This window comes from Corallococcus silvisoli (assembly GCF_009909145.1).
GTDB classification, from domain to species: Bacteria; Myxococcota; Myxococcia; order Myxococcales; family Myxococcaceae; genus Corallococcus; species Corallococcus silvisoli.
Map to the genome: position 1 here is coordinate 519836 of NZ_JAAAPJ010000006.1, position 19094 is coordinate 538929.

Below are 19094 nucleotides of genomic sequence, written 5' to 3' on the forward strand. Positions count from 1 at the left end.
TTCGCGTTTCTTCCGATGAAAGGCTTCCCGCCGTCATGCCCCTGCGCGCCGTGCTCTTCGACCTGGATGGGACGCTGGTGGACTCGCTGGGGGACATCGCCACGGCGATGAACCACGCGCTCGTCGCGCACGGCCTGCCGCCGCACCCGGAGGCCGCCTACCTGCGCTTCGTGGGCGAGGGCGTGGCGATGCTGGCGGAGCGGGCCACGGGGGGCGCCATCCCGGAGCTCCAGCGCCGCGTGCTGGCCACCTACCACGCGTACTACGACACCCACCTGTTCGACCGGACGGTGGCCTACCCGGGCGTGGCGGACGCGCTCCTGGCGCTGGCGCGGGACGGCCTCCGGCTGGGCGTGCTCAGCAACAAATCCGACGACTTCGTGAAGCGGCTGGTCGCCCGGTTCCTGCCAGGCGTGCCCTTCGCGGGCGTGTACGGGGAGCGGCCGGGCATCCCGCGCAAGCCGGACCCCACGGCGGCGCTGGCGCTGGCCCGAGAGCTGGGCGCGGCGCCAGACGCGTGCGGCTTCGTGGGGGACACCTCCGTGGACATGGACACCGCGAGGGCCGCGGGCATGTACGGCGTGGGCGTCACCTGGGGCTTCCGCACGGAGGCGGAGCTGCACGCGCACGGGGCGCGGGCGGTCGTCTCCTCGGCGGACGCGCTGCTCACCGCGCTGCGGACCGCGGCCCCTTGAAACGCGGCAGGGGCCGCCTCCCGGACACCCGGAGGACAGCCCCTGAGGTGGAGCGCCACGGGGCGCTCCGTGCCACGGCGCGAATCAGGCCGCCACGGCGAGCTTCGGCTTGGGCTGCTCGGGCACCGCGGCCGCGGCGGGCGCGCGGCCCAGCCGCTTGAGCATCCGGTAGTGCGACGCCACGGCGCTCCGGAAGGTCTCCGCCTCCAGGTAGGGCAGGCCGTGCTCGTGGGCGGTGGCCTTCACGATTTCACTGAGCGCCGGGTAGTGGATGCTGCACACCTTGGGGAACAGGTGGTGCTCCACCTGGAAGTTGAGCCCGCCCACGTACCAGCTCAGCAGGCGGTTCTTGCGGGCGAAGTTCGCCGTGGTGCGCAGCTGGTGCACCATCCACGCGTCCTCCACCTTGCCGTCCGTGTCCGGCACGGGGAACTCCGCGTCCTCCACCACGTGGGCCAGCTGGAAGACGATGCCCAGGATGAAGCCCGCCGTCAGGTGCATGGCCAGCTGCCCCAGCACGAACTGCCACCAGGTGACGTTCAGCACCATCCACGGAATCACCAGCGTCCAGGCGTAGTACAGGGCCTTCATCGCGATGAGGCGGCCCCACTCGCCGGCCGCGTGCTTCTTGTCCTTGTAGGGGCCCAGGTCCTTCTGGAAGAAGTACTTGTAGTCCTTCGCGAACACCCAGAAGACCGTGGTGAAGGAGTACGCGGTGAACGCGTACAGGTGCTGCAGGCGGTGGTACGGCTTCCACTCGGAATACGGCGACAGCCGCAGCTGCGGGCTCACCGTCAGGTCCTCGTCCATCCCCTGGATGTTGGTGTACGTGTGGTGAAGGACATTGTGGGTGATCCGCCACATGTAGCTGTTCGCCCCGATGAGGTCGAACGCGAGGCCCACCACGCCGTTCACGCGCGCGTTGTCGCTGTACGAGCCGTGCACGCCGTCATGACCGATGCAGAACCCGATGCCCGCGATCGCCACGCCCATCAGCACCGCCAGGCCCAGCATGGCCCAGAGGCCGAACCGCCCGCTGAGCAGCAGCCCATAGACGCCCGCGGTGAAGCCCAGGATGCAGAGGGCCTTCACGTACATGGCCCCGTTGGCCCGCTGCGAGAGGTTCCGGGTCTCGAAGTATTCGGAGACCCGCCGCTTCAGGTCCTCCGCGAAGGAGGCATCGCGTTGGCCAAAGGTCACACGGGTAGGGTTTGTCACTGGGAGGGACGCCTCACGAAATGGAAACGACGGGGAGGTGGAGCGGGACGGGCGGCCCCACGATAGGACACGTCCAGGCGGAAGTGTTCAGGGGTGGAAACTATTCCGAAACACCGGGGGGCCCCCGGGCCTGTCACCCCTGGCTGCTTGGAGCGTCACCCAGCGGGAAATGCCCCGGCCCGCGAAGGCGTTTCACCGCGAGATCGAGGTTGTTACCTTCGACGACGTGAAGGAGGGGCCGGGAGTGGTTCCCGGCTCGACTTCATGCCTGTTCAGGGTTAAGGCGCGGTCTTCGCCCCAAAATATGGGGGCGGGCAGTCCGGCGATGACGCCGGGTTGCCAGTGGGACAAGGAAGCAGATCATGGCAAGTGGTACGGTGAAGTGGTTTAACGATGCGAAGGGCTTTGGCTTCATCACGCAGGACAGCGGTGGTCCGGACGTGTTCTGCCACCACACGGCGATCCAGGCGGATGGGTTCCGCACCCTGGCCGAGGGCCAGAAGGTGGAGTTCGACGTGAAGAAGGGCCCCAAGGGGCTCCAGGCGGAGAACGTCCGCCCGGTCGGCTGAGCCCTTCCCGGCTCGGTTGCTTTTCACGCATCCACGAGGTCCGGCCTTGACGGGGCCGGGCCTCTTTTTCGGTCAATATTTCCCCGGAGGCTCCATGCAGGGAAGGTCCACGAAGCGGCAGAAGGAGATGGCGCGCCAGCAGAAGCAGCGCGAGAAGGACACCAAGAAGGCCGAGCGCAAGACCGAGAAGGAGCAGCGTCCTGCGCGCATGCCGGGCGAGGAGGATCCCGACATCGCCGGCATCGTTCCGGGCCCGCAGCCGCTGCCCGATGCGTTCAACACCTGACGCAAACGCGGCACCGCCCCGGTCCATCAGGGCACCGGGGCGGTGGGGTTGGGGCCGGTAAGGCCCTTTTTCATGTCCGCGAGCGGGACCGGGCGCTTCAGCCCATCCCGTATCTCAGGCGTTCCTTGTCCTCCGCGCGGTTGTACGCGGTGGCCGCGGCGATGACGTGGCACACCCAGCCCAGGATGCCGCCCGTGCCCAGCCAGAAGCCGGGCGTGATGATGAGCCAGAAGACCCCGCGCAGGATGTCACCGTTGTAGATCTGCCCCACGCCGGGGATGAAGAACGACAGCAGCGCAGCAAGACCGGGACGCGACATGGATTCGTTCCTCCTTGTCCTCATCCTACGGTCCCGTGGGGCGCCCATTGCATCCTCCGACGGACACGCCTGTCTGCCTGGTGTCCCTGCGCGGTGGATGGGGTGCAACGCCTCGCGGTCCCCGCTAGCATGACGCATGTTCCTCCAGCCCCGGGGTCACGGCGCGGAAGGGACGGGGGGAGTCATCATCCAAGGTCGGCATCCAGCCCGTGTGGCGGCGTTCCCGGTCCGGGGCCTCGTGGAGGTCCTGGCGTTGGCGGGCGTGTACCTGCTGGCCGCGCGGGGCGCGCTGTCGCTGGCGGCGGAGGACAGCCACATCTGTCCCGTGTGGCTGCCCTCGGGGGTGGCGCTGGGGGGACTGCTGGTGCTGGGCGTGTCGCGCTGGCCCGCGGTGCTGCTGGCCTCCTGGGCGGTGACGCTGTCGATGGACGTGTCGCCGGGCGTGGGGCTGGGCGTCGCCGTCGGGTCCACGCTGGAGGCCGTGCTGGGGGCCCTGCTGCTGCGGCGCGTGGAGTCCTCCCAGGAGCTGCACAGCGTGCGGGACGTGGCGTGGCTGGGCGCGGCGGCGGCGCTGGGGGCCCTCCTGGGCGCGGGGCCGGGCGCGCTGAACCTGGTGCGGGGCGGGCTGGTGCCCGGCGAGCAGTGGGCGCCCGCGGCCTGGCTGTGGTGGATGGCGGACCTGCTGGGGATGCTGCTGGTGGCGCCCGTGCTGCTGCTGGTGCGCAGGGGGCGGCTGGGGGCGCGCTCCTGGGAGGCCGCGGTGCTGCCGGCGGTGACGCTGGCGGTGAGCGTGGGCGTCTTCGCCTTCCCGCAGCCGGGCTCCAGCATGGCGCACGCGCTGGCGTTCCTGCTCTTCCCGCTGTCGGCGTGGGCGGCCCTGCGCTTCGGCCTGCGGGGCGCGGCGCTGTCCTCGCTCTTCGTCGCGCTGGCGGCCATCGCCGGCACCGCGCGGGGGCTGGGGCCGTTCGCCACGCCGGACTCGCCGCCGCGGGGCCTGGTGGTGCTGCAGCTCTTCATCGGCATCACCACGCTGACGGGCCTGCTGCTCGCGGCGGCGCGCGCGGAGCGCCGCCAGGCGGTGGCGCTGCTGGAGCTGCTGGCCACCACCGTGCGCGCGGTGCACGAGGGCGTGCTCATCTGCGAGGTGCGCGAGTCCGGGGCCCTGCGCACGGTGTTCGTCAACGAAGCCCTGTGCGGGTTGGTGGGCCGGCGGCGCGAGGAGCTGGTGGGCGCGGCGCCCGGGGCGCTGCTGGCGTCCGACGATGACGGGGAGCGGCAGCGGCTGGCGGAGGCGCTGCGCGAGGAGCGCTCGCTGCGCGCGGAGGTGGCGCTCACGCGGCCGGACGGCACGCGGGTGTGGAGCGAGATGCAGCTGTCCCCGGTGCGCGCCGACGGCCGGGGCGTGACGCACTTCGTGGCCACCCACCGCGACGTCACCGCGACGAAGGAGCTGCAGGCCCGGCTGGTGGCCGCCGAGCGCGTGGCCGCGGTGGGCACGCTGGCCGCGGGCGTGGGCCATGAAATCAACAACCCGCTGGCCTACCTGGCGCTGAACCTGGACGCCGCCGAGCGGAGCCTGACGGCGGAGGGCGAGGCGCCTCCCCCGGCCATGCGCGACGCGCTGGACAGCGTGCGCCACGCCCAGGAGGGCGCGGAGCGGATCCGCCTCATCGTGAAGGACCTGCAGGTGTTCAGCCGGGAGGACGCCCCGGAGCGGGGACTGCTGGACCTGAACGCGCTGGTGCCGCCCGCGGTGCGCGTCGTGCTCCATGCGCTGCGCTCGCGCGCCCGGCTGGTGGAGGACTTCGGGCCGGTGCCCCGCGTGCTCGGCAGCGAGGCGCGCCTGGGGCAGGTGCTGCTCAACCTGCTGGTGAACGCCCTGCAGGCCATCCCGGAGGGCGAACCGGGCCGCCACGAGGTGCGCGTGCGCACCGGCACGGACGCGTCCGGTCAGGCGCGCGTGGAGGTGGAGGACACCGGCGGCGGCATCCCCCCGGACGTGCTGCCGCGCATCTTCGACCCGTTCTTCACCACCAAGGGCCGCGAGGAGGGCACGGGCCTGGGGCTGGCCATCTGCCAGCAGATCGTCCGCGCGCACGGGGGCGAGCTGCGCGTGCACAGCGTGCCGGGGCAGGGCGCCACCTTCACGCTGCTCCTGCCACCCGCGCCGGTGCGGAGCGCCGGGCCCGGCTCCTCCGCGCCTTCCCTGCGCGCGGTCTCGTGGAGCGGGGCGGCCTGCCGGACGGAGTTCGCGTCCTCCGGGCGGCGCGGCCGGGTGCTCATCGTGGACGACGAGCCCCGGCTGGCGCAGTCCATGCGCCTGCTGCTGGAGCCCGCGCACGACGTGGTCACCGCCACGCGCGGCGAGGACGCGCTGGCGAGGGTGGCGGCCGGGGAGGCCTTCGACGTGGTGCTCTGTGACCTGCAGATGCCGGGCATGGACGGCATCGCGGTGTACCGGCGGCTGGTGGAGGACGCGCCCGCGCTGGTGGCCCGGCTGGTGTTCATCTCCGGCGGTGCGTCGTCGCCGGAGGCGCGGGCGTTCGTGGAGACCCTGGCCCACCGGGTGCTGGAGAAGCCGGTGCGCCCGGACGTGCTGCTGGCCACGGTGGAGGCCATGCTGGCGGGCGGCCTCCCCGGGGAGGCCGCGCGCGGCGCGGTGGGCGGCACGCGCCGCGGCTAGGCGGGCGTCAGACGCGCAGCCACTTGCGGGCGGTGGGGCCGAAGAAGCGCACCACGCTGCCCACCAGGAAGAAGCGCACCGACCGGCCAATGACGGACGCGAGCAGGAAGCGCTCCAGCGGCACGGACACCAGACCGCTGCCGATGGCGACGATCTTGAACGGCGTGGGCAGGATGGAGCACAGGAGCGCCAGCACCCAGAAGTTGCGCCCCAGCAGCTCGCCCACCGTGCCGGACACGCCGAAGCGGTCCACGCGCACGTTCAGGTCGATGTGCAGCAGCTGCGTGATGCCCTCGCCCACGCCCGCCCCCAGCCCGTAGCCGATGAGGCCGCCCACGAGGCTCGCCAGGGTGCCCATCAGGCAGTAGCGCACCCACTTCTTCGGCTGGGCGAGCACCATGGGGACCAGGACGGCGAAGGGCGGGATGGGGAAGACGGACCCGTCCACCACCGACACGGCCATCATCGTGGCGAGCGCGTGCGGCGTGGAGGCGGCGGCCTCCACGCGCAGGTACAGCCGGCGGTACCAGGACGACTTCGGGGCTTCGGCGGCGGCCGGGGTGGCTGGAGAGGACGGGGCAGGAGGCTCGGTAGGGGACATGCGGTGGCGCACCCTAGCGGAACCCGGCGCCCTTGCCAGTGGGACACCGGGCCTGGATGCCTGCCTGATTGGAATGCGCCCTGGACCCTGGGGGCTTACAAACGTGGAAGGGTGACCATGACCGCTCTTGAAACCGTGGAACGCGCCGCCAGCGCGCTGAAGGTGTTCCCCCTGCCGTCGGCGGTCCTGTTTCCCCACACCGTCATTCCCCTGCACATCTTCGAGCCGCGCTACCGGGCGCTGGTGAAGGACGCGCTCGCCACGGACCGGGTGCTGGCGCTGGGCCAGCTGGAGCCCGGGTGGGAGGGGAGCTACGAGGGCCGTCCGCCCCTGCAGCCCCTGCTCTGCGCGGGCGTCATCATCTGGGACGAGCAGGTGGAGGACGGGCGCTACAACATCCTCCTCCAGGGCGTCAGCCGGGTGCGGATGGTGGAGGAGCTGTCGCCGGACACGCTCTACCGCCAGGTGCGGGCGCAGGTGCTGCCGGACCTGCCCTACACCGGGCCGGAGGAGGAGCAGCTGCGCCAGGCCGTCTTCGAGCTGGCCGGCCGGGTGCCGCCCTCGTTCGCGGAGGGCCTGCTGCCGGTGGCCGCCCGCGCCGGCGGGGGCATGCTGGCGGACGTGGTGGCGTCCGCGGTGGTGCCGGAGCCCGGGCGGCGGCAGGAGCTGTTGGGGGAGCTGGACGTCCGGCGCCGGCTGGAGCAGGTGCTGGGGGACCTGAGCGACCTGCTGGGCCAGCTGCAGCCCGTGCGCCCCAGCGGCCCCCTGAACTAGGGCGGGGAGGGACGCGGAACGGCCGGAGGCGCCGGGCCGCAGCAAGCGCTTGCCCTGGCCGCCCCTCCCGCGCATTGCTCGGGCCACGGGGCGCTCCTTCAAGCCCTCCAGGGAGAGCGACGCACCATGCGGCTCGTGAAGATTGGCATCGCCAGCGTCAACACCACCGTGGGCGCCTTCCAGGCGAACACCGACCGGGTGCTGGACATGGCGCGGAGGATGGCGGCCGAGGACGTCACGCTGGGCGTCTTCCCCGAACAGGTCATCGCCGGCTACCCCGCGGAGGACCTGGTCCAGTGGCAGGGCTTCATGGACCACCAGTGGCCGGAGCTGGAGCGCTTCGCGAAGGAGACCGCGGCGCTGCCCCTGGTCAGCATCGTGGGCGTGGGCGTGGCCCACCAGGGCGTGCGCCTCAACTGCGCCGCGGTGGTGGCGGGGGGCCGGGTGCTGGGGCTGGTCCCCAAGGAGAAGCTGCCCACCTACAACGTCTTCTACGAGGGCCGGACGTTCGGCCACGGCCAGCCGGGCATGGCGGAGACGCACCGGGGCGTGCCGCTGGGGGACTTCCTCTTCCAGTTCGACTTCGGCGTGGTGGCGCCGGAGGTGTGCGAGGACATCTGGAGCGCGGACGGCCCCATGCGCCGGCGCGTGTACTCCGGCGGCGAGCTGGTGGTGAACCTGTCCGCGTCCCCCTTCCGCCTGGGCTTCTGGGAGACGCGCCGCGAGCTCATCGCCACGCGCGCGTCGGACCACCAGGTGACCATCGCCTACGCGAACGCGGTGGGCAGCAACGACGGGCTCATCTTCGACGGCGGCGGCTTCATCAACCAGAACGGCCGCCACGTGCTGGAGACGCCGCGCTTCCAGCAGGGCTACACCTGCGCCGTGGTGGACCTGGACCGCACGCTGCGCCTGCGCGCGGAGAACACCACCTGGCGCGTGGACCGCGAGTCCTGGGTGGCTGGCGGCGGCCCCAAGGTGCCCACCGTGGACTGCACGCAGGCGGTGACGACCCAGCGCCAGAAGCTGTCCTACCCGGTGCCCGCGCACCGCAGCTTCTTCCTGCCCGCGCCGGATACCCGCCGCACCCCGCGCGAGGCGCTGTGCGAGGACATCCTGGACGCGCTGGCCCTGGGCGTGGGCGACTACTTCGAGAAGACGCGCGCCTTCAAGCTGTTCGGCATCGCGCTGTCGGGGGGGCGGGACTCGCTGCTCACGCTGCTCATCGCGCACCGGTACGCGAAGCGCGCGCGGCCGGAGGACCCGGGCTCGCTCATCCAGGCCTTCTACATGCCCAGCCCCTACTCCAGCCAGCAGACGCGCGACGCGGCGGAGACCATCGCGCGCGAGCTGGGCGTCGGCTTCCAGGTGGTGTCCATCGAGGAGGCCTTCGAACGGGAGAAGGCCGCCGCCCAGACGATGCTGGGCGCGACGAAGCTCACCCCCATCACCGAGCAGAACATCCAGGCCCGCATCCGCGCCCAGCGCATGTGGAACTGGAGCAACTCCTGCGGGGGCCTGTTCCTCCAGACGGGCAACATGAGCGAGAAGTCGGTGGGCTACACCACCATCGGCGGGGACCTGATGGGCGCGCTCGCGGTCATCGCCAACGTGCCCAAGACGGTGGTGATGTACCTGCTGGACTACCTCCAGGAGACCACCGGCTTGGAAGGCATCCGCAAGGTGCTGGCCAAGCCCGCGGGGCCGGAGCTGGCGCACGACCAGGTGGGCGAGGAGGAGCTGATGCCCTTCCCCATCCTGGACGCGTGCTTCTACCTGCACGCGGGCGAGAAGCTCACGCCGTCGGAGATGCGCACCGCGCTCACCGCGATGTTCCCGGAGGTGGAGGCCGAACGGCTGGGCGGGTACGTGGACCGCTTCGTGCGCCTGTTCCAGCAGTCCATCTACAAGTGGGTGCAGTCGCCGCTGTCGCTGCACATCGGCAACCTGGACCTGGACCGTGAGCGCGCATTGCAATTGCCTGTCGTCACCGGTTCAGCGTGGCTGCGCGACGCCTGATGCGTGTCTGTCATTGACGGTGGACAGGGGGGCGGGCAGGCCCTCCGTCCCCGTGAAGTGGCTCTGAAACCACGCCTCCTCCCTTGGAGGGGGAACGGGCGGTTCGGCTTTCCTTGATGACCCACGGACGGCTTGCCGGATGTCCCTCGCACGACAACCTTCATGTCAGTCAGTCGACGGAGGAGGGTTGAATGAAAGCGAAAATTCTGGCGGGCGCCATCGCGGCGCTCATGTACGGGACGGGCGCGGTGGCGGAGGAGGCGGAGGGGCAGAAGGAGTGCCCTCCTGGACAGACCGCGGTCCACAAGAACAAGACGCACAAGAGCAGCTCGAGCAGCTCGGCGAAGGCGTCTCCTGGCACGGTCCAGGAAGAGGACCTCGTCATCGAGGAAGTGCCCGTGGACAACTCCCAGGGCACGGGGGGCAGCGGGTCGTCTGGCAGCAGCGAGCAGGGCCTGAGCAGCCCCAGCGGGGCCACGGGTGGCAGCGGCGCGGTCTACATGAACATGCCGCTGCGCTGCGAGCCGGTGGATCAGTCTGGCATGGGTGGCAGCGGCGGCAGTGGCATCACGCCTCCGCCTCCCGCGGCCACGCCTCCGCCTCCCGCGGCCACGCCACCCGCGCCTCCGCCTCCGCCTCCCGCGAACGGCGGCATGAGCCAGAGCGACAGCGGGCTGTCCGGCACGTCGTCCAGTGCGGACGCCACGGGAGGCAGTGGCCTCTCCACGCCGCCGCCGTCCTCGGACTACCGCCCCTCGGCGTCGTCCAATGAGGACATCCAGCCGCTGGAGGTGGAGAACAAGAAGAGCAAGAACGCGAAGAAGGGCCTGACGGTGCTCATCGGTGGCGGTGTGGAAGGCTACACCGGCGCCCTGGCTCCGCAGCTCTCGCCGGGTCCTACCGCGGGCGTGACGGCGTCGCTCAAGCCGACGTCCGTGCTGGGCATCGAGGTCGGCTACACCGGCGCCTTGAACAACATCCGTCACGCCGGTGACGCGGGCGCCTCCAGCGGCCCGGACCTGGTGCGCAACGGTGGCCAGGCGGCCATGACGCTCGCCGTCGCGCCCACGGCCATCCAGCCGTACCTGATGGGCGGTATCGGTATCAGCAACTACCACTTCCGAGGGGGTGAATCGCTGGGCTACAAGGACGACACCGTGGGCAACGTGCCGGCGGGCGTGGGTCTGCGCAGCCACATCGGCCACTTCACCGCCGACCTGCGTGGCTACTACAACTTCCTGTTCGACAAGGATTTCGCTCCGGACATCAAGAGCAACGGCAATCCGTCGGGCGGTGGTAGCTACACGACCTCGCTGAACGTGGGCGGTACGTTCTGAAGCTGAACCCTGCTTGAAACATCCATGGCAGGCGCTGGCGGCGGGTGTCCGGAAACAACCGGGCGCCCGCCGTCACTCTTTTTGTTTCCGGCGGGGGCTGGGCATTCAGGGAGGCAGGAGGCTGCGGCTGGCGTTAGAGTGCCCATTTTTCCATGGCGGATTCCCGCCAAGGAGCCGGGCATGAGTCTGAAGGTGGAAGACGTGAAGGTCGGGACCGGGGCCGAGGCGGTCGCGGGCAAGCGGGTGACGGTGCACTACGTGGGCACGCTCACCGACGGAAAGAAGTTCGACAGCAGCCGGGACCGGGGCCAGGGCTTCGCCTTCCCCCTGGGCGCGGGCCACGTCATCCAGGGCTGGGACCAGGGCGTCGCTGGCATGAAGGTGGGCGGCGTCCGCAAGCTCACCATTCCGCCGGAGCTGGGCTATGGCGCGCGCGGCGCGGCCGGTGTGATTCCCCCCAACGCCACCCTGCTGTTCGAGGTGGAGCTGTTGGACGTTCGTTAGGAGGCTGTTCATGGCGACGCTCGAAATCACGAAGGACAACTTCAAGGAGACGGTGGGCAAGGGCGGCATCGTCGTCCTGGACTGGTGGGCCACCTGGTGCGGCCCGTGCCGGGCGTTCGCGCCCGTCTTCGAGAAGGTCTCCGAGGTGCACTCGGACATCGCGTTCGGGAAGATCGACACCGACGCGCAGCCGGAGCTGTCCGGCGCCTTCGAGATCCGCTCCATCCCCACGCTGATGGTGTTCCGCGACGGCATCCTCCTGTTCGAGCAGCCGGGAGCACTGCCCCAGGCCGCGCTGGAGGACCTGCTCAAGCAGGTGCGCGCGCTGAACATGGACGACGTGCGGCGCGAGGTCGAAGCGCAGCGCGCCGCGAAGGAAGCCCCCAAGGCCTGACGTTCCGCCGGGGCCTTCCCCTCGCAAGGGGAGGGCCCTACGGCGCGGCGACGGTGCAGACGCCGCCGCCGTTCAGGTGCGCTTGATCCACGATGCTCTGGGTGACGAACTCCTGGAGTGTGCGGATGGCGTGGGCGCCGGGCTGGTAGACGACAGGCTGGCCCTGGGCATCCCGGAGCTCGCCGCCGTCCAGGCCCCGCAGGTCCAGGAGCTCCTGGGACGCCAGCCCCTCCGGCGTGATGGCGTGGTTCGCGTCCGCCGTGGCGGCGATGGCCTCGAAGCGCAGCTGCACGCCGCGGTGGGTGCCCAGCCGGTCATAGAACATGTGTTCGGCGTGGATGGTGACCTCCGCCTCCGCCACGGAGCCCTCCGGCACCACGAGGCCCTGGGTGCCGTCCACGCCGTTGATGCAGTCCACCATCCGGGCGTGGACGGGGAAGCCCATGCGGAACGTGTAGAGGCCCAGGGTGGGGTCCCGGTTCTGCGCGCGGCCCTCCACGAAGTAGCTGAAGCCGCGCTCGCGCATCAGCTCCAGATCGCCCGCGGACACGGAGTCCCCCGCCACGGTGCGCGCCTCCGGGGGGCCGACCTGGAAGGCGACCGAGTAGCGCCCCGCCGCCAGCCCCGTGAGGGCCGTGAGCGGCACGTCCCCCTTCTGCACGTCCACCACCACGTGCTCCGCCGTCGCCTGGACGTCCCCGCCCGCGGAGGTGAGGGTGAAGTCGCCCAGGGACACCAGGTACTTCGTGAACTGCACGGACCAGCCGTCCTGGAAGAGGTGGTCCGCGTAGCCTCGCTGCGTGCCGTCCCCGCCGCTCAGCGACACCCGCACGTCCCCCCGGGCCACGGTGTCGCCGCAGCCGGACGCCCCCAGGCCGAGCGCTCCCAGCAGCAGGCCCCGAAGCCACTTGTGTCGGATTCTCATGCAGTTGGTTTGTATTTGTAACCAAGTTGCAAGTCAAGCCTGGGTTGCGATATCCACCGGCCGCCGTTCGTGAGGGCCGCCCGTGCCGGGAGGACGTGGGCGGCAGAGGTCTCCGCCCGTGTTCATCCCGACGCTGGTGCTCTGGCTGTTGGGCGCGTCGCCCGAAGTGCCCGTGACGCCGCCCGTGCCCGTGGAGGCGGCGCCGCCGGTGCTGCCCCCGGATGCGCCCGCGTTGAAGGACGCCGTGCGGGTGCTGCTGCGCCTGACCCTGGACACGGGGGGCGCGGTGTCCTTCGTGGAGGTGCTCGAGTCAGGGGGCGCGGTGTTCGACCGGGCCGCGATGGCGGCGGCCACGCGGTGGCGCTTCGAGCCCGCGCGCCGGGGGGATGAGCCGCTGGAGGTGCGGGTGGACGTGCCGGTGACGTTCGAGCCGAGGCCCGGCGAGGAGGAGGTGGCGAGCCCCGAGCCACCCGCGAAGCCGGAGCCGCGCGGGTTCTCCACCACGGTGCAGGACCGCTCGGTGGCGCCGCCTCCGGTGGCGGTGGGGGACTTCCACATCCAGGTGGGGCAGCTCGCGGACGTGCCGCGCGGCTCGGCCACGGACCTGATGTTGCTGGCGCCGGGGGTGATGCTGGCGAACCACGGAGGTGAGGGGCACGCGGACACCCTCTACCTGCGCGGCTTCGACGCGGGCGAGGGCAAGGACGTGGAGCTGCGGCTCGACGGCGTGCCCCTCAACGAAGTCTCCCACGCCCACGGCCATGGATACGCGGACACGTACTTCATCATCCCGGAGCTGGTGCGGTCGCTGCGCGTGACGGAGGGGCCCTACGACCCGTCACAAGGCGACTTCGGCGTGGCGGGCACGGTGGAGTACCAGCTGGGGCTGGAGCGGCGGGGCATCACCGCGTCCGTCAGCTCCGGGAGCTTCGCGTCGCGCCGGCTGTCGCTGGTGTGGGGGCCTGCCGGGATGTCCGAAGCCACCTTCGTGGGCGTGCTGGTGCGGCAGGGGCACGGCTTTGGCCCCAACCGCGCCTACGCGAACGCGGGCCTGATGGCCCAGACGGAGTGGCGGCTGGGGCCGCAGACGCGGCTGCGCCTGTTCGGCGCGAGCTACGGCGCGCGCTACGCCACCGCGGGCGTGGTGCGGGAGACGGATGTCGTGGATGCGCGGATGCCGTGCGCCCGGGACGCCGACTCGCAGTTCTTCTGCCTCTACGACGCGAACCAGGGCGGCGCCAGCCAGCGGCACCTGGCCTCCGTGGAGCTGACGTCCCGGCTGGAGCGCGGAGGCCGCTTCGTCCAGCAGGCCTTCGCCATCGCCCGCCAGATGCGCGGCCGTGAGAACTTCACCGGCTTCCTCCAGGACACGCCTCCGGTGGGCGAGGCCCAGCGCGGCGACGACACGGAGCAGTCCTACCAGGGCACCACCGTGGGCCTGCGCGGGCGCTACACGCCGGGCCTCGCCGGGCCGGTGGAGCTGGGCTACGTGGCCCGCTACGACGCCGTGCACACCCGCGCGCGGCGCCTGCGTGACAAGGGCGGTGCGCCGTACGCCACCGTCTTCGACAACCAGGTGCGCACGACGAACCTGGGCGCGTACCTGTCCCTGCGCGGCGCGCCGCTGGACTGGCTCACGCTCCGGGGGGGCGTGCGCGTGGACACCTTCCTGTTCGGCGTGGAGGACCTGAACCGTCCGGACTCGGACCGGCAGGGCGCGCGCATCCCCGAGGAGGCGGTGGAGGCATATGGCTTCTTCGCCAGTCCTCGCGCCAGCGTGGACATCCGCCTGTCGCCGCGCCTCACGTGGCTCACCAGCGCGGGCCTGGGTGCGCGCTCCAGCGACGCGGCCGGCCTGTCCGACGCGGAGCTCGCGCCGTACGCGCGCGTGGCCTCGGGGGAGACGGGGCTGGGCTGGCGCTGGGGGGAAGGCCCCTCCACGCTGGAGCTCCGGGGCGCGGTGTTCGCCACGCGCGTGTCGCAGGACCTGGTCTTCAGCGAGACGACGGGGCGCAACCAGCCCATGGGGCCATCGCAGCGGCTGGGGGCCTTTGGCAGCGCGCGCTTTCAGTGGGAGCAGCGCTTGGACGTGCAGGCGAGCCTCGCGTGGGCGCGCGCCACGCAGCCCCTGCCCGGGGCATCGCCGTGGCGGCTGTGGGAGGGCACGGTGCTGCCGTACATCCCCCAGGTGCTGGGCCGGGTGGACGCGGCGTGGCGCGGCTCCGTCACCGTGGCCCACCAGCCGGTGGGGTGGAGCGTGGCGTTGGGGCACAGCGCCATTGGGCCCAAGCCGCTGCCCTTGGACCGCTTCAGCGAATCCATCTTCCTCTTCGACATGGCGGCGCGGGCGCGCTGGCGGGCCGTGGAGCTGGGCCTGTCCGTGGAGAACCTGCTGGACGCGCGCTGGCGTGAGTCCGAGTTCAACTACGTGTCCAACTTCCGGGGCCCGGACGCGCCCGCGTCCCTGCTGGCCACGCGTCACTTCTCCGCCGGTGCTCCGCGCATCGTGCGGGGCACCCTCACCGTGTACCTGGACCTCCAGGAGGAGCGGCCATGATGCGCCACACCCGTCGTGCCTTCACGTGGATGCTGGGCGGAGCGTTGGCGGCGGGCGTCCACGCCTGCGGGGGATCCGGCACCGGGGGCCGGAGCATCACCTTCCACATGGGCCTGCGCACGGCCCTCGCGCCCGACGAGGCCCGGGCCGGCGCCTTCACCTCCGATACCGGCTGGCGCGTGGAGCTCACCACCGCGCGTCTGGTGTTGGGGCCCATCTACCTGTTCGAGAAGGCCTCGCCCGTCCAGCCCCAGGCCCTGCTGCGCCGGCTGGGGAGCGTGCTGCTGCCCACCGCGCACGCGCACGAAGGGGACTTCTTCTCCGGCGGTCGCGTGCTGGGCGAGTGGGACCGGGAGGTGGTGTTCGACCTGCTCGCGGAGGGCGCGCGGGCGCGGGTGCTGGGGCGTTCCCCTGGCATCGCGGGCGTGGCGCGCTCGCTGTCGCTGCTGCTCCAGCCGCCCTCCCGGGCCCTGGGCGCGGAGGCGGACGTGATGGAGGGGCGCTCCCTGGTGCTGGAGGGCATCGCGACACAAGCGGGGGCGCGCGTGCCCTTCCGCGTCGCGATGGACTTCCCTCCGCCCGTGGAGCTCCAGCGCGTGGACTTCGTCCCCATCCAGGTGGACCTGGACGACGAGGGCCTCTTCGTCCTGGAGGCGCAGCCGCACCGCTGGTTCGCGGGCGCGCGGTTCGACCGGCTGCCACCGCCCGCGGACGGAGCGCGAGTGGACGTGGGGACGGACACCCAGGTGTACCGCGCGCTGAGCGTCAACATGCGGCGCTTCGATGCCTTCACGGGGGCGTGGGAGCCTCCCGCGTGAATCCGTCAGGGGAGGCTTGATAGAGTCGTCGCACCTCCGCGATGCCCCTCCACTTCCGCTTCCCGCTCTCCGCGCTCACGCGCCCCGTCGTCCTGTCCTCCGCTGCCCTGGAGGACCTGGGACTCGACGCGCCCGACCCCGCCCTGTCGCCCGAGCCCTCCGTGCTCGACACGCTTGTCGTCATGCCCCAGGTCCTGGCGAAGACGCTCGGGGATCCGGAGGTCTTCGGACCCTTTCCCGAGCCGTGGGAGCGGGCTGGCACCTATCTGCCCCGGCTGACGAGTGTGTGGGGGGAGAGCCCCGGCGTGCCGGAGCTGCTCGTGGCCCTGGGCGGTCAGCAGGTCGCTGGCTTCTCCTTCCAGTGGAACACGGACCCCTTCCGCTACTCCGCTTGGGTGGATCAGCTGATCCATGGCTACGGCGACCTGGACCTGCTCGGGTTCCTGCTGGCCAAGGCCTCGCGGTCGGACATGGACCGGCACTTCGAGCGAATCCCCGCCCCCGCGCGCCAGTTCGCGCTCGAAGCGGGAGCCCGCTGTCTTGCTCCCGTGGAGGGCCGCGCCCTGGCCGCCGCGCTGTCCGCCGCGGAGGCGGACGGCTACGCGAAGCTCCAGTCGCTCCTGCGAGGTGACGAGTCCAGGCGCTACGCCACCTTCCTCGCCCCGGCTCCCGAGGAAGGCCTCATCGACCTGCTCATCGGGAGCACCCCCCGCTACTCCGCGTCGGGCCACCCGGAGCAGCGGGGGAAGCCGCTTCGCGTGGAGCGGAAGACCGTGCTGGGCGTGAAGCGTCAGGCCTGGCTCGCGGCCGGGTTCCTCATCGCCGTCGCCGCGACCCTCGTGGGGTGCGGGTTGCTCATCGGCAGGGTGTCCGCGCTCTTCGGGCGCTGAGCGGGCGCGCGGGGCCTCAGCCCTGCGTCCAGAACGGCGACAGCATCAGCTCCACGTTGCCGAAAGGGTCCGCGCGAACGCGCTCCTCATCCACGAAAGCGCGCTGCAACACCCAGCGCTCGTGGTCCTGGCGGAACACCTCCACCACGCGGTGCACCGGGTTGACGACCCATGCGTGGCCGATGCCGGCGCGGGCGTAGCGCGGCAGCTTGATGCCGAGGTCCAGCTTCGCGGTGGCGGGGGTCAGCACCTCGCAGACCCAATCCGGCGCGCGTTCGATGAAGGCGCCGGCATCCGCCGTCCGAGGCCGTCCCCCCACCCAGCCCGCGAGGTCCGGCACGAGCACATCCTGGCCCAGCAGCAGCCGGGGCTCCGCGGTCCACCACCAGCCCTCGGGCGCGCGTCCGAGCAGCGGCGTCAGGCCCTGCTTGCGCGCGATGGGGGGCGAGGAGACGTAGAGGATGCCATCGAGCGCCTCGCCCACCAGATAGTGCGGCAGCGTCCGCACCTCCTCGTGGGGTTCGAGCGTCCTGCGGGGAGCGGCGTGGCGCATGCGGAGGCCTCCGTGAGAGACCTCCACCGTAACGGGGGCACCGCTTCACGGCAGTGGGCCGCCAGGGAGGGAGACCATGTGCTGGTGGACGCAGGCACCTCCCCGCTGGGCGGGCTACTCGCGCTCCAGCACGAACCGGAAGGTCTCCGCTGACACGGGGCCGAACCGGAGCAGATGGATTTGATCGCCCGGCTCCGACGTGAACGTCACCGTGTGCGTGATGCCAGCGCAGATGGACCGCGCGGGCGCGAGCACCGACGGGACGGGCGCTCCACCCGCCGTGTCGTTCGTCACCGCCGTGGCCACCTCCTGGTCCAGGTAGAGCGTGACGTGCTCCGGGTTCTCCGGATCGGAGATGAAGCCGGTGTAGCCCCCGAAGCCCAGGTCCCCCGGGCGCAGGGTAACGGCGTAGCGCACGTGGCCGGTGTTCGTATCGGGAGGGAAGTCGAAGGGGGTGCGGCCCGCGGTGACGGACTCTGGCGTGTTGACGAGCGTGTGCGTGCACGCGTGTTCCAGCGCCGGGTCGCGCTCGCCGGTGGTGAAGTCCAGCGACACATCACCGCCCAGGCCCACCGTGGAGGGTGCCAGCGCGCGTCCCGCCGCGTCCCTCAGCGCGTCCAGCGCCAGGGCGTAGTGCGTGGAGACCTCCAGCGGCCGGGTGCTCTCCTCGGTGCGAGGCACGGTGACGGTGAGCGTGCGAGCCTCTTCGGACCAGGTGCCGGTGAGCACGCGGGCGGGCGCGGTGGTGTCCGTGCGGTCATGCAGCGTCACCTGGGCCGCGGTCGTGTCCATGGTGTCGCTGAAGGTGAGCGTCAGCACCTTGCGGAAGGCGATGAGCGGCTTCTCTCCAGATGTGTCCAGGTGCATCTCCAGCGGGTAGACGTCCTTGTCGCCTTCGGCGGGAAGGGAGGCGGTGACGGTGGCGCTGGACAGCGTCGTGCCCGCGTCGGGGTTCGTGCCCGCGTCGGGCTTCGTGCCCGCGTCGGAGCCCGCGTCCACCTCCGGGGCAGGGGGGGCGTCGACGCAGCCGGACAGCGTGAGGGTGGCGCAGGCGGTGAAAAGGAAGACGGCGGTGGAGAGACGCATCGTGGGGAGTCCTTCGCGTGGAGAGAGGCCCGCGCTGGAGCACCCTTCCGAGGGAGGTGCTCCAGCGCGGGAGCGGACCGGTTCAGGTCCGCGTCAGCGGTCGGCGGTCAGCACTGCACTCCGTCGCAGTTGTCATCGATGCCGTTGCCGCAGATCTCCGTGGCGCCGGGGTTGATGCTGGCGCCGGAGCCCGGCGTGTCATCGCAGTCGAAGCGCTGCGTCGTGTAGCCGGAGGGCGGCGTGCAAGCGGTATAGACAGACACGGAGTTATTGCCGTACCCGTCGCCATCCGCGTCCTGGTAGTAGCGCGTGCGCGAGTCGTTGAGGAACTCCGGCACCACGGTGAGGGCGTTGCCCGCCGCGGGGCCCGTCGCGACGATGTACGTCGTACCCGCCGTCAGGTCATGCACGGACACGTGGGTGAGCGTGCAGCCGGAGGACGACACGGTGTGCCCCAGCGCGGCGGGCACCGTGGCGCTGGTGCCGCCGTTGATGACGGTGAAGGCCACGTTCTGCGTCCGGTAGAACGCGTACGAGCCGGTGGTGGCCGGTACGTACGTCACCGAGCCCTCCGCGCCGGACGGCAGCGCGAGGTCATAGGCCTTGTGCTTCGTGCTGATGGAGGGCGCGCTCGTCGAGCGCGTGGCGCCCGCCGTGAGCGACACGTGATCCGTCGGGTTGCTGGAGTGGACGCACGCGTGCGCCGTGATGCCCGTGCCCAGCGACGTGCAGCCCGCCTCCAACTCCTGCGAGTCCTGGGCCTCGAACAGGGCCTCGGGAGCCTCCTCCATCGGTCCGCAGGCCGTCAGGCCGAGCGCCCACAACGCGCCCAGCGCGATGCGCTTCTTCTTCAACATGGGTGATTC

At 71.5% G+C, this 19094-nt stretch carries 19 protein-coding genes; 12 read left to right on the forward strand and 7 right to left on the reverse strand.

What is annotated here, in order from left to right; genetic code table 11:
- Nucleotides 1–35: 35 nt before the first annotated feature.
- Complete coding sequence (locus GTY96_RS13860) at nt 36–695, forward strand: HAD family hydrolase (protein WP_161664956.1); 660 nt, start codon at nt 36–38, stop codon at nt 693–695.
- Between the two features lie 84 nt (nt 696–779).
- Here GTY96_RS13860 and GTY96_RS13865 read toward each other — a convergent pair whose 3' ends face one another.
- On the reverse strand, nt 780–1895 hold the full coding sequence (locus GTY96_RS13865) for a fatty acid desaturase family protein (protein WP_255442309.1): 1116 nt from the start codon (nt 1893–1895) through the stop codon (nt 780–782).
- A 380-nt stretch (nt 1896–2275) separates the two neighbouring features.
- Between GTY96_RS13865 and GTY96_RS13870 the strand changes: the two genes are divergently transcribed.
- Both GTY96_RS13870 and GTY96_RS13875 read left to right on the forward strand, forming a co-directional pair.
- Nucleotides 2276–2482, forward strand: coding sequence for a cold-shock protein (locus tag GTY96_RS13870; RefSeq protein WP_143903125.1), 207 nt, complete (start codon nt 2276–2278; stop codon nt 2480–2482).
- Between the two features lie 94 nt (nt 2483–2576).
- Entirely contained in the window at nt 2577–2768 is a 192-nt protein-coding gene (locus tag GTY96_RS13875) for a hypothetical protein (protein ID WP_143903123.1), read from the forward strand.
- A 97-nt stretch (nt 2769–2865) separates the two neighbouring features.
- Here GTY96_RS13875 and GTY96_RS13880 read toward each other — a convergent pair whose 3' ends face one another.
- Entirely contained in the window at nt 2866–3087 is a 222-nt protein-coding gene (locus GTY96_RS13880; RefSeq protein WP_143903121.1) for a hypothetical protein, read from the reverse strand.
- A 211-nt stretch (nt 3088–3298) separates the two neighbouring features.
- Here GTY96_RS13880 and GTY96_RS13885 point away from each other — a divergent pair, with 211 nt between their 5' ends.
- A complete protein-coding gene (locus tag GTY96_RS13885; protein ID WP_328700867.1) occupies nt 3299–5770 on the forward strand; it encodes an MASE1 domain-containing protein in 2472 nt (823 codons plus the stop codon).
- Nucleotides 5771–5777: 7 nt separating this feature from the next.
- Here the strand turns inward: GTY96_RS13885 and GTY96_RS13890 are convergent, their stop codons facing one another.
- Nucleotides 5778–6371 (reverse strand): YqaA family protein, encoded by a 594-nt coding sequence (locus tag GTY96_RS13890; protein WP_143903117.1) that lies wholly within the window; start codon nt 6369–6371, stop codon nt 5778–5780.
- Nucleotides 6372–6488: 117 nt separating this feature from the next.
- Between GTY96_RS13890 and GTY96_RS13895 the strand changes: the two genes are divergently transcribed.
- The 5 genes from GTY96_RS13895 to trxA all read left to right on the forward strand — a co-directional run bounded on the left by GTY96_RS13895 (nt 6489) and on the right by trxA (nt 11399).
- Nucleotides 6489–7145, forward strand: a complete 657-nt coding sequence (locus GTY96_RS13895) for an LON peptidase substrate-binding domain-containing protein (RefSeq protein WP_143903115.1) — start codon at nt 6489–6491, stop codon at nt 7143–7145.
- Between the two features lie 126 nt (nt 7146–7271).
- Nucleotides 7272–9164, forward strand: coding sequence for an NAD(+) synthase (nadE, locus tag GTY96_RS13900; RefSeq protein WP_161664957.1), 1893 nt, complete (start codon nt 7272–7274; stop codon nt 9162–9164).
- 191 nt (nt 9165–9355) lie between these two features.
- On the forward strand, nt 9356–10501 hold the full coding sequence (locus GTY96_RS13905; protein WP_235685581.1) for a hypothetical protein: 1146 nt from the start codon (nt 9356–9358) through the stop codon (nt 10499–10501).
- A gap of 180 nt (nt 10502–10681) precedes the next feature.
- Entirely contained in the window at nt 10682–11005 is a 324-nt protein-coding gene (locus GTY96_RS13910) for an FKBP-type peptidyl-prolyl cis-trans isomerase (RefSeq protein ID WP_143903111.1), read from the forward strand.
- A gap of 10 nt (nt 11006–11015) precedes the next feature.
- Entirely contained in the window at nt 11016–11399 is a 384-nt protein-coding gene (trxA, locus tag GTY96_RS13915) for a thioredoxin (protein ID WP_143903108.1), read from the forward strand.
- 37 nt (nt 11400–11436) lie between these two features.
- Here the strand turns inward: trxA and GTY96_RS13920 are convergent, their stop codons facing one another.
- Nucleotides 11437–12324, reverse strand: coding sequence for a hypothetical protein (locus GTY96_RS13920; RefSeq protein WP_161664958.1), 888 nt, complete (start codon nt 12322–12324; stop codon nt 11437–11439).
- A gap of 118 nt (nt 12325–12442) precedes the next feature.
- Between GTY96_RS13920 and GTY96_RS13925 the strand changes: the two genes are divergently transcribed.
- Genes GTY96_RS13925 through GTY96_RS13935 form a run of 3 tightly spaced genes read left to right on the forward strand, consistent with a single transcriptional unit; the run spans nt 12443 to nt 16589 of the window.
- Nucleotides 12443–14881 carry a TonB family protein gene (locus GTY96_RS13925; RefSeq protein ID WP_161664959.1) on the forward strand — a complete coding sequence of 813 codons (2439 nt, stop codon included), beginning with the start codon at nt 12443–12445 and terminating at the stop codon, nt 14879–14881.
- On the forward strand, nt 14878–15699 hold the full coding sequence (locus GTY96_RS13930; RefSeq protein ID WP_186001954.1) for a hypothetical protein: 822 nt from the start codon (nt 14878–14880) through the stop codon (nt 15697–15699). Before GTY96_RS13925 ends, GTY96_RS13930 begins: the two co-directional genes overlap by 4 nt.
- A gap of 41 nt (nt 15700–15740) precedes the next feature.
- Nucleotides 15741–16589 (forward strand): hypothetical protein, encoded by an 849-nt coding sequence (locus GTY96_RS13935; RefSeq protein ID WP_161664960.1) that lies wholly within the window; start codon nt 15741–15743, stop codon nt 16587–16589.
- 16 nt (nt 16590–16605) lie between these two features.
- Here GTY96_RS13935 and GTY96_RS13940 read toward each other — a convergent pair whose 3' ends face one another.
- The 3 genes from GTY96_RS13940 to GTY96_RS13950 form a co-directional block, all read right to left on the reverse strand.
- Nucleotides 16606–17142 (reverse strand): Uma2 family endonuclease, encoded by a 537-nt coding sequence (locus tag GTY96_RS13940; protein ID WP_161664961.1) that lies wholly within the window; start codon nt 17140–17142, stop codon nt 16606–16608.
- 114 nt (nt 17143–17256) lie between these two features.
- Entirely contained in the window at nt 17257–18228 is a 972-nt protein-coding gene (locus GTY96_RS13945) for a hypothetical protein (RefSeq protein WP_161664962.1), read from the reverse strand.
- A gap of 107 nt (nt 18229–18335) precedes the next feature.
- Nucleotides 18336–19085 (reverse strand): putative metal-binding motif-containing protein, encoded by a 750-nt coding sequence (locus tag GTY96_RS13950; RefSeq protein ID WP_161664963.1) that lies wholly within the window; start codon nt 19083–19085, stop codon nt 18336–18338.
- Between the last annotated feature and the right edge of the window lie 9 nt (nt 19086–19094).